2 protein-coding genes are annotated in these 1,751 nt (G+C 66.2%); one reads left to right on the forward strand and one right to left on the reverse strand.

Annotated elements, in window-relative coordinates:
* Nucleotides 1-186 precede the first annotated feature (186 nt).
* On the forward strand, nucleotides 187-744 hold the full coding sequence (locus tag ACFVDM_RS38315) for a hypothetical protein (RefSeq protein WP_383651482.1): 558 nt from the start codon (nucleotides 187-189) through the stop codon (nucleotides 742-744).
* A gap of 14 nt (nucleotides 745-758) precedes the next feature.
* Here the strand turns inward: ACFVDM_RS38315 and ACFVDM_RS38320 are convergent.
* Nucleotides 759-1,588 (reverse strand): IS5 family transposase gene (locus tag ACFVDM_RS38320; protein ID WP_383651489.1). Its coding sequence is split into 2 segments (ribosomal slippage): nucleotides 759-1,276 and nucleotides 1,276-1,588, totalling 831 coding nucleotides; the frame shifts between segments, so codons are not numbered across the junction.
* Nucleotides 1,589-1,751: the final 163 nt, after the last annotated feature.

The following is a 1,751-nucleotide window of genomic DNA, read 5'->3' on the forward strand; positions in this document are numbered from 1 at the left end:
TCGCCACCATGCACAACCTCACCATGACCGGCTGAACCAACAGGTCAAACACCACTTGACCTGCCCACACCCACCCTTCTGCAACAACCTTTAGGACCTGTCTCTTGGAAGTGCGGTGCGCACGGTACTGCGGGCTGGATCGATAACCTGTGTCAGCGTCGGCGGCATGGTGCGAAACTTCGGGCCATGACCTCACCCGAGCTCAGTGACCTGGACTATCTCCGGGAGATCGAGCGCCTCGCCAACCGCGTCAGTGTGGAGGCATCCAACGAAGGATGGCTCTCGTTGCAGACAGACCCGGAAGAGGCGACACCACTCCAGCGCAGCGTGAACGTGCTTGCTCGGGCTCTGCGCCACTACCACTTAGAAGGCGATGGCTGCCTGGAGGAGGACCGGCCCCTGGTCCGCCTCGCCGGAGCCTCGGTGTTGAAGCCCGGGGCCATGCCGGCTGGCGAGGAGGAAGCATACGAGGAGGTGTGTGCACGGATCGGCGTCGAACCCAGGCCGGAGGGCTGGGCACTGTGGAACACCTGGAGCGACGGGGACCTGAAGGTGACCATGGTGGTGTCCGCCGTCGAGACGACCGAGGGGATGTTCAAGAACTGGGCGCGCGGGAGGGCGCTCGACCCGGTGTCACCGCTGCCCTCTCAGATCGCCATCGTCCGCCAGGGCTGGATAGGACCGATGACGTTCTCACCCCGCGGCGTCAGACGGACCGGCCTTGGCGGTCGGCCGCTGTCCTAAGCTCTGACCCTCGGTCAAGGCCGTGTCCACATGAGAATCGCAGCGAGGTGCAGTGCGGCCTGGTAGGCGATGGCGAGCTTGTCGGTGCGCGTGGCCAGACCCCGCCACTGCTTGAGGCGATTGATGCATCGTTCGACGGCGTTGCGCTGTTTGTATGCCTCGGCGTCGAAGCCGGGCGGGCGACCACCGGCGCGACCTCGCCGCAGTCGGTGTCCGACCTGGTCGGCGGGCTGCGGGATCACGGCACGGATCCCTCGCCGCCGGAGATGCTCACGGATCGCGCGGGATGAATACGCGCGGTCGGCCAGGACGACGTCCGGGCGGGTCCTTGGCCTTCCGGGTCCGCTTCGCGGAACACGGATGCTGGCCATGACGGTCTCGAAGGCCGGGGCGTCGCCCGCTTGGCCTGCGGTGACGCGGAGGGTCAAGGGTCGTGCGTGGCTGTCGCTGGCGAGGTGGACCTTCGTGCTCAGGCCGCCGCGGGAACGTCCGAGCGCGTGGTCATCGGGCTCAGCCTGATCCGGAGCCCCTTTTTCCTGGCTCCGACAGCATGCTGGTGAGCCCGGCAGACGGTGGAGTCCACCGACACGGTCCAACCGATGTCGTCAGCACCATCGGCCGCTGCCAGGAGCGTGGCGAGGATGCGTTCCCAGGTGCCGTCCACGGCCCACCTGATCAGCCGTTTGTGAGCGGTCTGGAATGAGCCGAGCTCGTCGGGCAGGTCCCGCCAGGGCGAGCCGGTGCGGTACTTCCACGCGATGGCCTCAAGGGTTCGACGATGGTCGGCCCATCGCCGACCACGGGCCGGATCTGCCGGCATCAACGGCTCGATCCCGTCCCACATCGCATCAGTGATCACCCCACCGGACAGACACACCCGATCAACCGACGAGCAGATCAAGGAGACACCGCTCTAAAGGTTGTTGCAGAACGTCTGGGTTAGGGCATTCCTCTTGTATGGGTGGGGTGTTGCGGGCTGAGCCGTTGTGGGTGGAGACGTTCACCGG

Origin of the sequence: Streptomyces sp. NPDC057682, assembly GCF_042799575.1 — a bacterium.
Classification (GTDB): Bacteria; Actinomycetota; Actinomycetes; order Streptomycetales; family Streptomycetaceae; genus Streptomyces.

Coding starts and splice junctions, on each gene's coding strand:
- ACFVDM_RS38315 (WP_383651482.1), top strand. CDS start 187: ATGACCTCACCCGAGCTCAGTGACCTGGACTATCTCCGGGAGATCGAG.